A 16,432-nucleotide genomic window follows, 5' to 3' on the forward strand; every position below is an offset into this window, starting at 1 on the left:
TTTGCCTACCGACGGAGGACAGTATGAGTTCGATATTCTACGTCATCGCGATCATGGGCTGCGGCGACGGCCAGACGCAATGCGCGCAACAGCGGATCGAGACGGTCCGGTACGCCAATGCGGCGCAATGCCAGGCGGCGATGCCCGCGGCGCTCCAGCGCAACACCGACCTCGATTTTCCGACGCTGACCGCCGCCTGCCGCCAGGTCGGCACGTCGATGGCGGATCGTCCGGGCAGGGATCGCCGCGGTTGATCGCGGGCGGCTGACGCGGCTACGCACGCCGCATGCGTAAGGTTATCGGTATCATCGTCGGGTTGGTCGTTGCAGTTGCGGCGATCGATTTCGCCTGGGGACTGGCGGCGCGCTGGTTTCCTTCGCCGATCGATCCGGGGGCGGACGTCGATATCCTTGCGACCTACGTCATCCGCATGCCGTTGGCGGCCAAGTTGATGGTCGTGGCGGGGTGGTTGATCGCGGGGCTTGCGGCGGCGTTCATCGCCTTGCGGATATCGCAATGGCGGCCCGCCGGCTGGATCGTCGGCGTCGTGATCGTCGCGCTCGGCGTCTGGAACCTGACGCAACTCGCCCAGCCATGGTGGATGCAGGTGATGAGCTTCGTGGCGCCCCTGCTCGGCTGCTGGCTGGCCGAACGGCACTTTCACCGGGCGCGGCCCGGCGACCCCTTAATCAACTGACGCGGGTTCTTCCGGCTCGGCCATCGGCAGGGCCCAGCGGATCTGGTCGCGCAACATCGCCTCCAGTTCGTCGGCGCCGGTATTGTGCGCGGCGGCGCGCTTGCGGAGCAAGGTGACCAGCAACGACGCACGATCGGCCGGGGGCGCGGGTTCGGCCCGCCCACCATTCAGCGCACGCGATAATTTGAGCGAAAGCATCGTCATAAGAGGCGTTTAGCGGCGTCGTCCTTGTCGCTTCGCCAAGGCTTTTGGTTAGCGCCGCGTCAACCGCGTGGCCGCACCCATAATGTCGGGTCGCGCGGCGCGGGCGGATAGAGGCTTTTGCGTCGCAACGCCTGCCCCCCGGCGCGCGCGATCCAGCGCAGCTTGGCGGCCGCCGAGGTGCCGACGCGATGGTCCCAGGCATGTTCGCCGCCCGCCACGACCGCACGCCCGATATCGCCATAGATGCCCGCCGCAGCGAGCACCGCCCAAGCGGCGCGGAACGACAGCTTGGGCGTGCCGACCCGCGCGCTCGCCTCATAGTCCCCGGCATATTCGACCAGCCACTTGGCCAGCACGGCAAGCCGTTGGCGAAACGGCGGCTTCATGTGCTGGCCGGGCGGAAAGTCCATCTCGACCAACCATTCCTCGGGGAGGTAACAGCGCCCGCCGCGATCGTCCTCCTCCACGTCGCGCGCGATATTGGCCAGCTGGAACGCGATGCCCAGGTCGCAGGCACGGTCGAGCGTTTCCTCGTCCTCAGGCGAGACACCCATCACCACCGCCATCATGCAGCCGACGACGCCCGCGACGTGATAGCAGTACCGATACAGGTCCTTCTCCGACCGCGGCCGCCAATCCTCGAGATCGAGCCGGAACCCCTCGACCATGTCGTGCGCGAATTGAGGGGGCAAGTTGGTCTCCGCCGCGACGATGCGCAGCGCATCGAACGCCGGATCGCCGACCACCTCGCCCGCCAGCGCGGCTTCGGTCATCGCCCGCATTCGCGCCAGCCGCTCGGCGGGATCGGGAACATGACTCAGTGCGTGGCCGTGATCCTGCCCGTCGGCGAGGTCGTCGCACCGCCGGCACCAGGCGTAGAGCAGCCACGCCCGCTCGCGCGTCCGCCGATCGAACAGCAGGGAGGCGGCGTAGAAACTCTTCGACCCCTTCGCGATCGACTCGCGCGCCGTCGCGACGATCGCCGCGCGGGAGGGGAGGTCGGTGTTATTCATCATTGTGCTCCGGCGCAGGCCGGAGCGCTGGCCTCGTCGGCTTCGCTCGCGATTGCCAACGCTCCGGCCTGCGCCGGAGCACAGCGGAATTAGAGCGTGTCACAAATCCTTCGCGCCGATCTGACCCACCGTCACCGTCGGCTCGAACGCCGCCATGTTGTCGAGCAGCGCCTCCAGCGTATCGGCGACGATCAGCAGTCCGACATGCTGCGGCCGGACGAATCCGACCTCGGCCATCTTGTCCCAGAATTCGATCAGCCCGTCATAATAGCCGTCGAGGTTGAGCAGCCCGACCGGCTTGGCGTGATAGCCGATCTGCGCCCAGCTCAGCGCTTCCCACAATTCGTCCATCGTCCCGGTGCCGCCGGGCAGGGTGACGAAGCCGTCAGACAGATCGGTGAACGCCTGCTTGCGCTGGTGCATCGTGCCGACGACCTGGAGATCGGTCAGCCCCTTGTGCGCGACTTCGGCGGCAACGAGCGCCTCCGGGATGATCCCGATCACTTCGCCGCCCGCAGCGAGCGCGGAGTCCGCCACCGCGCCCATCAGCCCGAGCCGCCCACCGCCATAGACGACACCGATTCCGCGCTCGGCGAGCGTGCGGCCGACATGGCGGGCGTTTTCGATGTAGCGCGGGTCGCTCGGACTGGCCGATCCGCAATAGACGGCGAGGCGTTTCATCATTCCTCCCCATCGCAGATGGGGAGGGGGACCGCGAAGCGGTGGAGGGGCGTGAGCGCAGCGAGCGTGGCACTATCCTCGCCGCTGCGCGGCTGCGGCCCCTCCGTCAGCGCTGCGCGCTGCCACCTCCCCAAGCTCGCTTGGGGAGGATGTGGGATCGTCGCCATCATTTCTTCTCCAGCATCAACCGCGCCGTCGCCTTGGCACTTCCCACTACCCCGGGAATCCCCGCGCCGGGATGCGTGCCCGCACCGACGAAATACAGGTTGGAGATATGCGGATCGCAATTGTGGACGCGGAAATAGGCGCTTTGCATCAGGGTAGGCTCGAGGCTGAACGCGCTGCCCAGATGCGCGTTCAGATCGTGTGCGAAATCGCTGGGGGCATAGCTGAACTTCGTCACGATCCGATCGTGGATGTCGGGGATCAGCCGCCGCCCGACCTCGTCGAGGATGCGCTGTTCCAGCACCGGCGCGACCTCGTCCCAATCGACCGGAAACTTGCCCATGTGGGGCACCGGCGCCAGCGCGTAGAAGGTCGAATGACCCTCGGGCGCAAGGCTCGGGTCGGTCACCGTCGGGTGGTGGAGGTAGAGCGAGAAATCCTCCGCCAGCACGCCGTGATCGTAAATGTCGGCGAGCAATTCCTTATAGCGCGGGCCGAACAGGATCATGTGGTGCGGGATGCCCGGCCACGTCCCCTTGACCCCGAAATGGACGAGGAAGAGCGAGGGCGACCAGCTCTTCTTCGCCAACCCGCGCACGGTGCGTTGCGCGCTCCGCGACCCGCTCAGCAGGTCGCGATACGAGTGCATTACGTCGGCATTGGTCGCGACCGCTTCCGCTTCGCCGCGCCAGCCGCTTTGCGTAACGACCCCGGTCGCGCGGTCGCCGAGCGTCTCGATGCTCGTCACCGGATCGCCGAGCCGGATCGTCCCGCCGAGCCGTTCGAACAACGCCGCCATCCCCGCGACCAGCCGGTTGGTCCCTCCTCGCGCGAACCAAACGCCGCCATCCTTTTCGAGCTTGTGGATCAGCGCGTAGATCGAACTCGTCGTGAAGGGATTGCCGCCGACGAGGAGCGTGTGGAAGCTCAGCGCCTGGCGCAATTTCTCGTTCTTCACGTAGCTGGCGACGATCGAATAGACCGACCGCCACGCCTGGTACCGCATCAGCGCGGGCGCGGCCTTGATCATCTGACCGAAATCGAGAAACGCGGTGGTGCCGAGCTTTTCGTACCCCTCGTGATAGACGCCCGCCGAATAGTCCAGGAACCGCTGATATCCGGTCACGTCGTCGGTGCTCAGCCGCGCGATCTCCGCGCGCAATTGCGCCTCGTCGTTCGAATAATCGAAATTCGTCCCGTCGCGCCAGTTGAGCCGATAAAACGGCATCACCGGCATCAGCTCGACGTCGTCGGAGATGTCGCGCCCGGACAGCTTCCACAATTCGTTGAGCGCGGCGGGATCGGTGATGACGGTCGGCCCGGCGTCGAACGTGAAGCCGTCGCGTTCCCAGAAATACGCGCGCCCGCCGGGCTTGTCGCGCGCCTCGACGATCGTCGTCGCGACGCCCGCCGATTGCAGCCGGATGCCCAGCGCCAGCCCGCCGAACCCGGCGCCGACGACGATCGCCGACTTCATCGGCAATTCTCGATAACCAGTGCTCCGGCGCAGGCCGGAGCGTTGGCAGGCTCGCGCATCGCTCGCGGCCAGAGCTCCGGCCTGCGCCGGAGCACAGAAAGTGCGGACTTCATCGCGTGCCTCGAATGGCCGCCAGCGCGCGGCCGACCGGGACCGGCGGCTTGCCCATCAGGATCCGCGCCTTGTCCGTCATCGTCGATCGCCCGGCATAGAAGCGGCCTATAAGCGCGGGGTTCAGGCGATAAAAGCGCTCAAGGATACGGTAACGCTCTTCCGGTTCGGCGGCGCGGAACAGCATGGCGTCGAGCATGCGGTAGAAGCCGCGCTGGTCCCAGGCGCGCTTGGCCGTGCCGTGGGTGAGGTCGTGGAGCGCCTCGCTCGACAGGTCGGTCGCAGAGGCGATGGCGGCCGCGAGGCGGATCGCATCGGGCAGCGAATAGCCGGTCGTCGGATGGAACAGCCCGGCGCGCAGGCCCGCTTTGGCGACGTTCACGCCATTGCCGCGCCAGAACGCGTCGAAATCGCCGCCGATCGCGACCGGCAAAGCGCCGACTTCCTCGCGCGCCACGCTTTCGACCCGCCATCCTCTCTTGGCCGCATAGGCATCGATCCGCTTCGTCAGCGCGGCACGGTCGATATCGGGCGTGTCGCTGTAATAGGTGTCCTCGACGAACATCCGCGTTTCCGCGAACGGCAGGCAATAGACGAAGCGATAGCCGTCGATCTGTTCGACCGTGGCGTCCATCACCATCGGCCGCTCGATCCCGTGCGGTGCGGCCAGCACGAGTTCGCGCCCGACGAATTTCTGCCAGCCGAGGTCCAGCATCGCCATGTCGGCCGCGCCGCGGGCGTCGATCACGCCGCCAGCCTCGACGCGGTCCCCGCTCGCCAGCACGACTGCCCCCGGACCCACGCCGATCGCTTTTTCAACGATCAGTTGGCCGGGGGCGAGAGCCGCCGCAACGACGTCGGCAAACCGTTCGGACTCGATCGAATAATAGCTTTCGCCGAGCGTCCGGCGATGTGCGGGGAATGCCACGTCGTAGCCGGGCCAGCGATACGATACGAGCGACGCGGCGAGCCAGCGGTCGGCCTCGACCACGTCGCTCGAAAAGAACGACCAGACATGTTCGCCGCCGATCGCGCCGGGTTCGATCAACCGGATGTCGACGTCAGGGCGCTTCGTCTTGAGCGCAAGCGCGATCAGTCCGCCGGCGAGCCCGCCGCCGACGATCGCCACGTCGCACTGGATGATCGCGGGCATCGGGGTGCGCTACTCGAATGTGCGCCGAGCGCAAACCCTTGGCGACCGTGCGCATCGCGGCTAGCCTGCCCGGCATGATGAGGGGGCCCATCACCGTCGACCGCCGCGCGACGATCGCCGCGATCGCGCTCGTGCTCGTCTATTTCGCGATCGAGTTGAGTTGGCACCGCCCGCCGATCTGTCCGTGCGGAACGGTCAAGTTGTGGACCGGCGCGGTCTGGAGCGCCGAGAACAGTCAGCAGATTTCGGACTGGTATTCGCTCAGCCACATCATCCATGGCTTCCTGTTCTACGGCGCGGCCTGGCTGATCCTGCCCGGCCGCGCGCGGCTGTGGGCGCTGCCGTTCGCGGTGGCGATCGAGGGGAGCTGGGAGCTGCTCGAGAACTCGCCGATCATCATCGACCGCTATCGCGCGGCGACCGCGGCGGTCGGCTATTCGGGCGATTCGATCCTCAATTCGATGTCGGACATCGGGATGATGGTGATCGGTTTCGCGCTCGCGCGCCGCTTGCCGGTATGGTGGACGGTCGGCATCGCGATCTTCTTCGAACTGCTCGCGCTGGCGGTGATCCGCGACAATCTGACGCTCAACGTGCTGATGCTGACCTACCCGATCGAGTCGATCCGAGTGTGGCAAGCTGCAGGCGCATAGTTATCGTGCCGGATCGGGACAGGGTGCGGTCCACCACTGACAAAACGCCCCGACACTGCTAACGCGCCGTTAACAGGACTTGAGTCGCCGACGGGCGAGGGGACCAGATGAAGCGTATCGTGTTGGGGGCAGCGGCTTTTCTCGCCGCGACGTTGAGCGCACCGGCTTTCGCTGCGGTGTCGGTCGATGGCGTGTGCGCGGACGATCTGGTGCTGACCGCGGGATCGTCGCTGGCCGGCTGCTCGGACCGTTCCGACAGCGATGTGCTCGACACCGTGCGCGATCCCGAACTCAACGCCGCGCTGGCGAAATTGGGCTACGACGGACCCGCCGTCACCTATCGCGGGCTGCCCGGCACCGCGTTCCTCGGATCGCTCAACGGCGCCCACACGCTCAATCTGCCGAACGCGTTCAACGGCACGGTCTATCTCGGCGTCGAATATGACGACGGCAAGGGCAATGCGGGCAAGTCGATGCGGATCTACAAGATCGCGGCGTCGGACCTCGACAAGATCACGCTCAACCGCGGCGCCGGGCAGAATGCCGTAGTGCTCGCCACCGTGCCCGGCCGCCTTCCCGAAGCGGCGACCTGGGGCATGCTCCTGCTCGGCTTCGGCGCGGTCGGCTTCGCGTTGCGCAAGGCCAAGGCGCTGTCGGACGCGCGGTTCGAGGAAAAGATCAAGCGCCTCGCCGCGGGCGAGAACGCCTGACCGTCATCCGCTAGCGTCGCTCACCATTGCGGCTTGAGCCCGCAATAGCGGTAGCTCGTGCCGGCCATGCTGAATTGCGTCGGGCTGGCGATCTTGAGCACGGTCGGCCCGCCCTCGATCGCGTCGCCGCTCTGATTGTCCTTGCACACGTCGGTGATCGTGTAGGTCGTACCCTGGTGCGTCATCTTCTTGATCGTGCACGATGCCTGCGCGACGCCGATCGAGCTCTTGCCGCCCCAGTAGTTGACCATCTCGGCATTCGACGCGCCTTTGCAGGCGCGGCCGACCGGCACGTATATTCCCTGCTTCAACGGCAGCATGTCGATGGCGGCGGCCGCTCCGACCGACACCATCCAGATCGCCACGACGGCCAGACGCGCGCTCGACATCCTCGATCTCCCCCAAGCGGCCGACTCGCGGCCGAGACGCGGAGGGTGACATATCGGCGCACCTGCGGGGAGTCGCTTTGACGGGCGCGGACTCGTAGGATGACTGCGTGACCGCAACCGTCGCCATCCTGCTGTCCGCCGCCGCGATGACTTTGATCGTCGGGCTGCGCTATCTCGCCAGTTCGGGCGCGTTCGCGCTGGCGACGCGCGCGGTGCGGCCGGGGCTGTATACCGGACTCGATGCGCAGATCCGGCGCGAGATCGCCTGGAGCCTGGCCTCCGCCGCGATCTACGGCGTGCCGGCGGGGATCGTCGCCTGGGGATGGCAGAATCGCGGCTGGACCCGGATCTATACCGATCCGCACGCCTATCCGCTCTGGTATCTGCCGCTGTCGATCCTGCTCTATCTCGCCGCGCACGACACCTGGTTCTACTGGACGCATCGCTGGATGCACCGGCCCAAGCCGTTCCGCCTCGCGCACGCCGTCCACCACGCCAGCCGCCCGCCGACCGCCTGGGCGGCGATGGCGTTCCACCCGGTCGAGGCGCTGACCGGGGCCGTGGTCATTCCGCTGCTGGTGTTCGTCATTCCAGTACATGTCGCCGCGCTCGGCTTGGTACTTGGAATCATGACGGTTATGGGTGTCACCAACCATATGGGGTGGGAGGTTTTCCCCCGGTTCATGTGGCGCGGGGCAATGGGCGGATGGCTGATCACCGCCAGCCATCATCAGCGGCATCATGCCGAATACAGGTGCAATTATGGGCTCTATTTTCGCTTCTGGGATCGCCTCTGCGGCACCGACCGGGGGGTCGGCGGATTCGATCCGGCGCCGCGCCGGGCTCGTGCTGCTGGCGGCGATGCTCCCGGCGAACGGCGCGCCGACGACTAATCTCGACCTGTCGGTCACCGGGCTGCGGTCGGCCAAGGGAATGATCCGCGTGTGCCTGACCGCCGATCCCGCCAACTTCCCGGGCTGCGTCGATGACAAGCGCGCCATCACCCGATCGGTCCCCGCGACGCAACGCGACATCCGGATCGTCGGTCTCGCACCGGGCAATTATGCCGCCGCGGTGATCCACGACGAGAATTCGAACGCCCGGCTCGATACCTTCGCGGGCATCCCGCGCGAAGGGTTCGGCTTCTCGCGCAACCCGCGCATCGGGTTCGGCCCGCCGCGCTTTTCGGCGGCTGCTTTCGCGGTCGGCGGCGTTGCCGAAACGCAACAGGTGACGATGCGCTACATGTTCTGACGGAGCAAAAGCGCGCGGGCGGGCGTTGCGGCCACGTAACATCCTCGTTCGTCCGGAGTTTTTGCCTGTGCGCTGCGCTTTCGTCCTGTCCGCTTTCGCCCTTGCTCTCGCCGCCCTACCCGCCGCCGCCCAAGAGACGACGACACCCCCCGATGCAGGCGCGACCACGGCGGTGGCGGGCGGCGACAGCGTCACGATCGGTGCGGGTGGCGTGTACCTCAACGATTACGAGGGCTCGAACCACTACGTCTGGCGCATCGCCCCCGGCGCGATCGGCACGGTCGGCGGGTTCAGCTTCAGCGTGGCGGGCAACCGCGCCTCGGTCGACCTGATCCCCAACAAGCCCGGGCCGACCTGGGACATCCAGGCCGGACCGATCGCCGTCGTCAACTTCAACCGGTCCAGCCTGAAGAGCATCGAGGATCCGCGCGTCCGCGCGCTCGGCAAGCGCTCCACCGCGATCGAAGCCGGCGGGTTCGTCGGACTCGGCAAGACCGGAGTGATCACCAGCGACTATGACCGGCTGTCGGTGTCGGTCAGCTATCGCAAGGGCGTGTCGGGCGCCCACCGCGCCGGGATCTGGACGCCGACGATCAACTATTTCACCCCGCTCAGCACCAAGGCCGCGGTCGGCGTGTTCGCCTCGGCCGACTATGCCGAACGCGGCTATGGCAAGGCCTATTTCGACGTCGATGCGGCGCAGAGCCTCGCCAGCGGCCTGCCCGTGTTCACGACGCGCAAGGGGTGGAAGGACTATTCGGTCGGCGCCCTAGGTACGATCGCGCTGACGGGCGATTTGCTCCACGGCTTCAAGATCGTCGGCGGCGGCACCTATACCCGCATGCTCAACGATTTCGCCCGCTCGCCGTTGGTCTCGATCGCGGGTAGCCGCAATCAGTGGATCGGCGTCGTCGGCCTCGCCTACACGTTCTGAACGATCGGATCGCGCGACGGTCTGCGACAAATATCGGGTTGCCGTGCAGCCAAGGGGATGGTTAGCACGTATCTACCTTGATGCCGCCAGATTTCGGCACGAGAGGACTGCTAGACCCCCAACGATTGCAGAAAAGGGAATCACGCGATGGCCGAAGACCAGTTGCTCGAGGCGTTCGATTCGAGAGTCAAACGGCGTTCCGAACGGCGTGAATTCTTCAAGGCGGCGATCGGCGCCGCGGCGATCGGCGCCACCACGTTGGTCGTGACGCAGGAGGCGTTCGCGCAGACCGTCACAGATGCCGACATCCTGAATTTCGCGCTCAACCTCGAATATCTCGAAGCGCAATTCTACGCTTATGCGGCGGGCGGCGCGGGTCTCGCGGCGTCGTTGCTTGGGACCAGCCCGGGGGCGGTGACGGCAACCAATGCGCGCCGAGTCGACAATCTCGATTCGGACCCGCTGGTGCGCGATTACGCCCGCGAAATCGCCGCCGACGAAGTGGCGCACGTCACCTTCCTGCGCGCTCAGCTCGGCACGACGGCGGTGGTGCAGCCCGCGATCGACATCAGCGCGACCGCGACCAGCCCTTTCTCCAACGCCGCGCGCGCGGCCGGCCTGATCGGCGCCGGCGCGACGTTCGATCCTTATTCGTCGCCGGAGAATTTCCTGCTCGGCGCGTTCCTGTTCGAAGATGTCGGGGTGACCGCGTATAAGGGCGCGGCGCCGATGATCCTCAACCGCACCTATGTCGAAGCGGCGGCCGGGATCATGGCGGTCGAGGCGTATCACGCCGCGATCATCCGCACCGCGCTCTACGCAAAGGGCGTCGCGACACCGAGCCTGCGGACGTCGGCCGACGCGATCTCCAACGCGCGCGACAGCCTGGACGGGACGACCACCGACCTCGACCAGGGCATTTCGCCGACGACGATCAACGGCGGTGCGGCGTCCAACATCGCGCCGCTCGACGCGGACGGCCTCGCTTATGCGCGCAGCACCGGTCAGGTGCTCAATATCGTCTATCTCAACAATGCGGCGGTGACGTCGGGCGGGTTCTTCCCCGCCGGCGTCAACGGCAACATCAAAACCAGCGCCGCCAACTGATCGCGAGCGAAAGGAGATTATCATGATCGACAACGATACCGCGCTCGCCATCCTCGATGCGACCGATCGCCGCCGCGCCGAACGCCGCCGGTTCCTGACCCTCGCCGGCAGCGGCGCCGCCACGATCGGCGGGCTGAGCCTGTTGAGCGCGTGCGGCGGCAGCAAGGGGTCGAGCAGCCCCACGCCGACACCCACGCCGACCCCGACGCCCACCGCGTCGTCGACCACGGCGCAGCTCGACATCGATATCCTCAACTTCGCGCTCAACCTCGAATATCTCGAAGCGCAATTCTACCAATTCGCCGTCTACGGCACCGGCCTGCCCGGATCGCAGACCGTCGGCGGCGCGGGGGCCGCGGCGGGTACCGTCACCGGCGGCCGCGCGGTCACCTTCACCGATCCGGTCGTCGCACAATATGCCCGCGAGATCGCGCAGGACGAGGCGGCGCACGTCAACTTCCTGCGTACCGCGTTGGGTAGCGCGGCGGTGGCGATGCCCAACATCAACATCGACGGCAGCGCGAGCGGCGCCTTCACCGCGGCGGCGACGGCTGCGGGCGTGATCACCGCCGGGCAGACGTTCGATCCCTATGCGTCGGACGAGAACTTCCTGCTCGGCGCGTTCATCTTCGAGGATGTCGGCGTCAGCGCGTACAAGGGCGCCGCGCCGTTGATCACCAACACCACCTACCTGTCGGCGGCCGCCGGCATCTTGGCGGCGGAGGCATATCATGCCGGCCTGGTCCGCACCGTGCTCTACGCCAAGGGCATGACGACACCGGCGCTGCGCACCAATGCCGGCAAGATCAGCGACGCGCGCGACAGCCTGGACGGCACGAGCGACGACGATCAGGGCATCACCGGCGACGCGACGACGTCGAACATCGTCCCCACCGACGCCAACGGCATCGCGTACAGCCGCACGACCGGCGCGGTGCTCAACATTGCCTATCTGTCGAAGGCCGCCGTGGCCGCCGGCGGATTCTTCCCGAACGGCGTCAACGGGAACGTGAAGACGAGTACGGCCCAGCCGTAACCCTGGGGCAGGCGGAAGATCGATTTGGCCGCGCGAGACCTCTCGCGCGGCCTTTTCTTTGTCCGGACAAGCGCGTACCGATGGCCATCCCCGGGGGACCGCTGATCGGCGGTTGAGAGGCGCGGACGACCGCGCGACCCGCTGAACCTGATCCGGTTGAGACCGGCGGAGGGAGTGGGCGGTTTTCATCCGAAATCCGTATCCTCGCTCCGACACTGGAGTGAACACATGGCCGATGCCCCCGCCCGCACCGAAATCGGCGTGACCACCGGACCGATCCGCGGGAGCCGCAAGATCAGCGTCGGTCCGCTCGGCGTGAAGATGCGCGCGATCGACCTCGAGCCCGGCTGCGGCGAACCCGCGCTCAACGTCTACGACACCAGCGGCCCCTACACCGATCCCACCGCGAAGATCGACATCCAGGCTGGCCTCCCCAACCTCCGTCGCCAGTGGATCGAAGCGCGCGGCGACGTCGAGAGCTACGACGCGCGTGAGATCCGGCCGGAGGATAACGGCCAGCTCGGTCCGGACCGCTCGGGCGGCGTCCCGCAATTCCCCAACCCGGTCCGCCGCCCCTTGCGCGCCAAGGCCGGGATGAACGTGTCGCAGATGCACTATGCCCGCCGCGGCATCATCACGCCCGAAATGGAATATGTCGCGACCCGCGAGAATCTCGGCCGCGAGATGCTCGCCAGCTACGTCCGCGACGGCGAGAGTTTCGGCGCCGCGATCCCCGACTACGTCACCCCCGAATTCGTCCGCGACGAGGTGGCCCGCGGCCGCGCGATCATCCCCAACAACATCAACCACCCCGAATCCGAACCGATGGCGATCGGCCGCAACTTCCTGGTCAAGATCAACGCCAATATCGGCAATTCGGCGGTCGCCAGCGACGTTGCGAGCGAGGTCGACAAGATGGTCTGGTCGATCCGCTGGGGCGCCGACACCGTCATGGACCTGTCGACCGGCCGCAACATCCACGACACGCGCGAATGGATCATCCGCAACTCGCCCGTCCCGATCGGGACGGTGCCGATCTATCAGGCGCTGGAGAAGGTCGGCGGCATTGCCGAGGACCTGACCTGGGAGATCTTCCGCGACACGCTGATCGAACAGGCCGAACAGGGCGTCGATTACTTCACGATCCACGCCGGCGTGCGCCTGCCCTACGTCCCCCTCACCGCGAAGCGCGTGACCGGCATCGTGTCGCGCGGCGGCTCGATCATGGCGAAATGGTGCCTCGCGCACCACAAGGAGAGCTTCCTCTACGAACGCTTCGACGAAATCACCGAGATCATGAAGGCGTACGACATCGCCTATTCGCTCGGCGACGGCCTGCGCCCCGGCAGCATCGCCGACGCCAATGACGAGGCGCAGTTCGCCGAGCTCTACACGCTGGGCGAACTCACCCACCGCGCCTGGGCGCAGGACGTCCAGGTGATGATCGAGGGCCCCGGCCACGTGCCGATGCACAAGATCAAGGAGAATATGGACAAGCAGCTCGAGGTCTGCGGCGAGGCGCCGTTCTACACGTTAGGCCCGCTCACCACCGACATCGCGCCCGGTTACGACCATATCACCAGCGGCATCGGCGCCGCGATGATCGGGTGGTACGGCACCGCGATGCTCTGTTACGTGACGCCGAAGGAGCATCTGGGGCTTCCCGACCGCGACGACGTGAAGGTCGGCGTGGTGACCTACAAGCTCGCCGCGCACGCCGCCGATCTGGCGAAGGGGCATCCGGCGGCGAAGATGCGCGACGACGCGCTGTCCCGCGCGCGCTTCGAATTCCGCTGGCGCGACCAGTTCAACCTGTCGCTCGATCCCGACACCGCGGAGCAATATCACGACCAGACGCTCCCGGCGGAAGGCGCCAAGACCGCGCATTTCTGTTCGATGTGCGGACCGAAATTCTGCTCGATGAAGATCACCCAGGAAGTCCGCGACTTCGCCAAGCTGCAGAACCAGGGCAGCGAAGGGTTCATCGCGGCCGGCCCGACCGCCGCCGAAACCGCCGCCGCCAGCAAGGCCGCCGCGATCAAGGGCATGGAAGAGATGAGCAAGCTCTACAACGACACCGGCCGCGAACTGTACATGGGCGCGGGCGGTCGGGAGCACGATTGACCGCCTGACCCGACATGATAGCCTCCCGCCGCGCCGTGCTCACCGCACGGGGGGAGAGGGGGCTTTCCATGAAGAAATCGACCCGCGCGCTGCTCGGCATGCTGGTGCTCGACGCGCTGATCGCGGCCGGCGTCGTCTGGTTCGTGATGGATATCAAGCACGGCGCCGCGCTCACCGTCCCGCCGGCCGAAGCGATCAGCACCGTCACGACGATCGGCGGCGGCGCGATCGGGATCGTGACGGGGATATTGCTGGTGGCGTTCTTCGTGCACCGGAAGCGGGGGAATTAAATTTCGCGTCGAATGGACAGCGGAGGCGGCCGTTGGCAGCCTCCGCTGTCGGTTTGTCTACGTGTTTGCGTCAGCGTCCGCAAAGTCCCGCATCACCTCGATGATCGTTTCGGGATAAGTCAGCAAAGCTTCGTACGCGCTCTGACTCCGACCCATATCCATGGGGTTGGACTCGTGGGCTCGAAACTGCGCCACCGCTTTACGAACCATTTCGTCCGGCTTGAACAATGATGGCTTGTCCAAGATCCACTTGCCCTCGCTGTTGGGGCGCACGAATGCGGACATAGCTTTAAGGATCGGGAAAATAATACCGGGCGAAACCCAAACCACCTTGTTGGCTTTGTCTCGCCTGACGGCACGACCGCCTTTCTTGGTTTCGCCCCAAGCATAGTTGCCATTCCATGCCGGATGGCGCTCCCAATACTGATACTCTCGGATGGCTGTAGCGGCGATGTCGATCACGAATTGGTAGCGAGTGGCCGCCGCTAGATCAGCGTCTTTATTGAGATACCATTCCGAAAAGTCCTCAAGACACTGGGCCTTATTCTTATAGGGGCGCAGCATTTCGGACGCGGAGGGATTTCCTGAAACGGCAATAGGCATGAGCAACCGAGCGAACTGCAGGATCTGAAAAGTCTCCAATACGTCGGTATCCGTTTCAGACGTTCGGATGTCTTGACCGAATTCGCGGCGGATCGCCTCGCTAAGATCGTTCAGATGTCCCCTGGCACCAGCTTGCGAAATATCTTGAACCTTCGTCGCTGTATTGCGAGCGATCGCCGTCTCCACGATTGAGGAGTGATCCGGGTCAACGATGATCTCAGCGCGGACAGAGAAGCGACCAAACGCTTCCTCTTCTTCATCAGTCAGGTCGGACAGAAAGCGGAGAATTTCACCTTGAGTTTGTGCCCCGTTGATGATGCTCGCGCCGACGAGCGCAATCAAACTGGCATTGTCGTTGATGGTGGCCTTCGAACACGCGATCGTAATGCCCGAGTTGCGGTTGATAAACCGCGACGGTTCCGTTTCGATCGTACGGGCGATAGCGCGATGGACGGCATTACGCCGCTTATTGCTGTGCGCAGGAATATAGGTCCGAAGGTTATCCTCGGTACCCAGCTTCTTCAACTCAACCGCGGGGATATTTACAATATGGGTCTGAACCCCGTTCTCCTTTTCTTCGGAGGACGTGACGTTACGGATCAGTTGGTAGGAGATGCGCGTTTCACGACCGCGCACGTCGTTAGACGTGTTCGTCACAATATTACCTTTCGTTCCTGTTGGCCGCCGTAACCCACGGTGGAATCGTTCCACGTAGAATGCGATCCAACAGGCCGAACATGGGCACGTTGTTTCGGAAAGTCAATGATTTGCTCGACTTCGCGGTTCTCGACTAGCGCAACCCGCGCCAAATCCCTTCCAATGTAGGATTTCGCCTGATTTATACTCCCGGATGACCGACTCATCCGATCCCCGCCAGCTAGCGCCGGGCAATGCGCTGGCCGTCACCGACCTCGACGATACCGAGTTCGACGCCCCCGAACCCTATGACCCCGCCGACTATCGCTGGGTGCCCGTCCGCCGCACGCCGCGGTACGACGGGTGGACCGAGGAGAAGCAGCGGCGCTTCATCGAAACGCTCGCCGATACCGGGCTCGTCGGCGCGGCGGCCAAGGCGGTCGGCATGTCGCGGAACAGCGCCTATAAACTGCGCCGGTCGGGTCATGGCGGGGCGTTCGCGCGCGCCTGGGACGCGGCGCGGCACCATGCCGGCGGGCTGATCGAGGACATCGCCTTCGAACGCGCGATCGAGGGGGTCGAGCACGAAGTCTATAACGATTGCGGCGAAGTCGTCGGCGCGCGGCTGGTCCATGACAATCGCTTGCTCAAATGGCTGCTCAGCCACTTGAAGGCCGACCGCTATGGCGCCGCGCGCGGCCGCGACGCGCAAGCCGGCGGGGCGGTGGTCGACGCCACGCCCGCGCCCGCACCGGCGCTGTCGGTGGAGGACAGCCTGCGCGCGATGGAACCCGCGCTCCCCGCGCCGCCCGAACACTTGCTGACGCCCGACGAATTCGCCGACGCGCTGGAGGATGCCGACACCGCGGACGGCGTGTTGCCGCATTACGACAGCGAACAACGCCGGCCCAGGACCGACGCGGAGCTTGCCGCCGACGAGCACCAGGCCCGCATGGCGCGCGGGGAGGCGGCGATCGCCAAGCGCGACGCCGGGCAGGAGCTGACGCAGGAGGAGTTCGCGGACGAATGCTATTGGTACGACCCGGTCGGCAACAAGCCGCGGCAACGGCGATCGCGCTAGTGTAACCCTAGTGTCAACTTAGCCCCGCCGCCGAGCGATTTAGCGAGAGCTAAATCCCACAGGCGGCGAGGCCGGCCGGCACGGCGGAGCCGTGTCCGACGGCGCGGAATTCAC

General features: G+C 65.8%; 19 protein-coding genes and 1 riboswitch. Of the genes, 12 read left to right on the plus strand and 7 right to left on the minus strand.

Features of this window, described 5'->3' with window-relative positions; all coding sequences use genetic code 11:
- Positions 1–23: 23 nt before the first annotated feature.
- Both FPZ24_RS16775 and FPZ24_RS16780 read left to right on the plus strand, forming a co-directional pair.
- Positions 24–254, plus strand: coding sequence for a hypothetical protein (locus FPZ24_RS16775; protein ID WP_146573942.1), 231 nt, complete (start codon positions 24–26; stop codon positions 252–254).
- A 32-nt stretch (positions 255–286) separates the two neighbouring features.
- Positions 287–697 carry a hypothetical protein gene (locus FPZ24_RS16780; protein WP_146573944.1) on the plus strand — a complete coding sequence of 137 codons (411 nt, stop codon included), beginning with the start codon at positions 287–289 and terminating at the stop codon, positions 695–697.
- Here FPZ24_RS16780 and FPZ24_RS16785 read toward each other — a convergent pair.
- From FPZ24_RS16785 to crtY, 5 genes are all read right to left on the minus strand, one after another.
- The gene (locus tag FPZ24_RS16785) at positions 686–901 is read right to left on the minus strand and encodes a hypothetical protein (RefSeq protein ID WP_146573946.1); all 216 of its coding nucleotides are present in this window, start codon (positions 899–901) and stop codon (positions 686–688) included. The two genes, FPZ24_RS16780 and FPZ24_RS16785, sit on opposite strands and share 12 nt — an antisense overlap.
- 59 nt (positions 902–960) lie before the next feature.
- On the minus strand, positions 961–1,914 hold the full coding sequence (locus tag FPZ24_RS16790; RefSeq protein WP_146573947.1) for a phytoene/squalene synthase family protein: 954 nt from the start codon (positions 1,912–1,914) through the stop codon (positions 961–963).
- A gap of 99 nt (positions 1,915–2,013) precedes the next feature.
- Entirely contained in the window at positions 2,014–2,595 is a 582-nt protein-coding gene (locus FPZ24_RS16795) for an LOG family protein (protein ID WP_146573950.1), read from the minus strand.
- Positions 2,596–2,761: 166 nt separating this feature from the next.
- On the minus strand, positions 2,762–4,237 hold the full coding sequence (locus tag FPZ24_RS16800) for a phytoene desaturase (RefSeq protein WP_146573951.1): 1,476 nt from the start codon (positions 4,235–4,237) through the stop codon (positions 2,762–2,764).
- A gap of 109 nt (positions 4,238–4,346) precedes the next feature.
- Positions 4,347–5,501: a lycopene beta-cyclase CrtY gene (crtY, locus tag FPZ24_RS16805; protein WP_146573954.1), complete on the minus strand. Its 1,155-nt coding sequence runs from the start codon at positions 5,499–5,501 to the stop codon at positions 4,347–4,349.
- Positions 5,502–5,575: 74 nt separating this feature from the next.
- On the opposite strand from crtY, the gene FPZ24_RS16810 reads away from it, so the two are divergent.
- Together FPZ24_RS16810 and FPZ24_RS16815 are read left to right on the plus strand one after the other, a co-directional pair.
- Entirely contained in the window at positions 5,576–6,154 is a 579-nt protein-coding gene (locus tag FPZ24_RS16810; protein ID WP_146573956.1) for a DUF2585 domain-containing protein, read from the plus strand.
- Positions 6,155–6,261: 107 nt separating this feature from the next.
- A complete protein-coding gene (locus FPZ24_RS16815) occupies positions 6,262–6,864 on the plus strand; it encodes a PEP-CTERM sorting domain-containing protein (protein ID WP_146573958.1) in 603 nt (200 codons plus the stop codon).
- A 20-nt stretch (positions 6,865–6,884) separates the two neighbouring features.
- Here FPZ24_RS16815 and FPZ24_RS16820 read toward each other — a convergent pair whose 3' ends face one another.
- Entirely contained in the window at positions 6,885–7,253 is a 369-nt protein-coding gene (locus tag FPZ24_RS16820) for a hypothetical protein (RefSeq protein WP_146573959.1), read from the minus strand.
- 146 nt (positions 7,254–7,399) lie between these two features.
- Between FPZ24_RS16820 and FPZ24_RS16825 the strand changes: the two genes are divergently transcribed.
- The 7 genes from FPZ24_RS16825 to FPZ24_RS16855 all read left to right on the plus strand — a co-directional run bounded on the left by FPZ24_RS16825 (position 7,400) and on the right by FPZ24_RS16855 (position 13,998).
- Positions 7,400–8,146: a sterol desaturase family protein gene (locus tag FPZ24_RS16825; RefSeq protein WP_146574668.1), complete on the plus strand. Its 747-nt coding sequence runs from the start codon at positions 7,400–7,402 to the stop codon at positions 8,144–8,146.
- Positions 8,115–8,507: a DUF2141 domain-containing protein gene (locus FPZ24_RS16830; protein WP_146573961.1), complete on the plus strand. Its 393-nt coding sequence runs from the start codon at positions 8,115–8,117 to the stop codon at positions 8,505–8,507. Before FPZ24_RS16825 ends, FPZ24_RS16830 begins: the two co-directional genes overlap by 32 nt.
- A 67-nt stretch (positions 8,508–8,574) precedes the next feature.
- Positions 8,575–9,441 (plus strand): MipA/OmpV family protein, encoded by an 867-nt coding sequence (locus FPZ24_RS16835; protein WP_186728932.1) that lies wholly within the window; start codon positions 8,575–8,577, stop codon positions 9,439–9,441.
- A 147-nt stretch (positions 9,442–9,588) separates the two neighbouring features.
- A complete protein-coding gene (locus FPZ24_RS16840; RefSeq protein WP_146573963.1) occupies positions 9,589–10,548 on the plus strand; it encodes a ferritin-like domain-containing protein in 960 nt (319 codons plus the stop codon).
- A 22-nt stretch (positions 10,549–10,570) separates the two neighbouring features.
- On the plus strand, positions 10,571–11,584 hold the full coding sequence (locus tag FPZ24_RS16845; protein WP_146573965.1) for a ferritin-like domain-containing protein: 1,014 nt from the start codon (positions 10,571–10,573) through the stop codon (positions 11,582–11,584).
- 81 nt (positions 11,585–11,665) lie between these two features.
- A riboswitch (TPP riboswitch) is annotated at positions 11,666–11,775 on the plus strand.
- A gap of 37 nt (positions 11,776–11,812) precedes the next feature.
- The gene (thiC, locus tag FPZ24_RS16850; RefSeq protein WP_146573967.1) at positions 11,813–13,708 is read left to right on the plus strand and encodes a phosphomethylpyrimidine synthase ThiC; all 1,896 of its coding nucleotides are present in this window, start codon (positions 11,813–11,815) and stop codon (positions 13,706–13,708) included.
- Positions 13,709–13,776: 68 nt separating this feature from the next.
- On the plus strand, positions 13,777–13,998 hold the full coding sequence (locus tag FPZ24_RS16855) for a hypothetical protein (protein ID WP_146573969.1): 222 nt from the start codon (positions 13,777–13,779) through the stop codon (positions 13,996–13,998).
- Between the two features lie 57 nt (positions 13,999–14,055).
- Here FPZ24_RS16855 and FPZ24_RS16860 read toward each other — a convergent pair whose 3' ends face one another.
- Complete coding sequence (locus FPZ24_RS16860; RefSeq protein WP_186728933.1) at positions 14,056–15,258, minus strand: AIPR family protein; 1,203 nt, start codon at positions 15,256–15,258, stop codon at positions 14,056–14,058.
- Positions 15,259–15,451: 193 nt separating this feature from the next.
- On the opposite strand from FPZ24_RS16860, the gene FPZ24_RS16865 reads away from it, so the two are divergent.
- Entirely contained in the window at positions 15,452–16,318 is an 867-nt protein-coding gene (locus FPZ24_RS16865) for a hypothetical protein (protein WP_146573972.1), read from the plus strand.
- The last annotated feature ends 114 nt before the right edge of the window (positions 16,319–16,432 follow it).

Origin of the sequence: Sphingomonas panacisoli, assembly GCF_007859635.1 — a bacterium.
Classification (GTDB): domain Bacteria; phylum Pseudomonadota; class Alphaproteobacteria; order Sphingomonadales; family Sphingomonadaceae; genus Sphingomonas; species Sphingomonas panacisoli.